The organism is Neisseria sp. P0008.S010 (assembly GCF_051962715.1).
Taxonomy (GTDB): domain Bacteria; phylum Pseudomonadota; class Gammaproteobacteria; order Burkholderiales; family Neisseriaceae; genus Neisseria; species Neisseria elongata.
Window position 1 is genome coordinate 1 of the sequence record NZ_JBQCVA010000380.1, and the last position, 248, is coordinate 248.

The 248-nt window shown below is 51.2% G+C and carries 1 rRNA gene; it reads left to right on the forward strand.

The annotated features are described in order from the left end of the window. Positions 1-248: ribosomal RNA gene (locus tag ACTHSL_RS13985) — 16S ribosomal RNA — on the forward strand; the annotation flags it as partial.

The following is a 248-nucleotide window of genomic DNA, read 5'->3' on the forward strand; positions in this document are numbered from 1 at the left end:
GAATTACTGGGCGTAAAGGGCGTGTAGGCGGCTAAGTAAGTTGAAAGTGAAACCCATGGGCTCAACCCATGGCCTGCTTTCAAAACTGCATAGCTTGAGGATAAGAGAGGAAAGTGGAATTCCTAGTGTAGCGGTGAAATGCGCAGATATCAGGAGGAACACCAATGGCGAAGGCAGCTCGCTGGTACGGTACTGACGCTGAGACGCGAAAGCGTGGGGAGCAAACAGGATTAGATACCCGAGTAGTC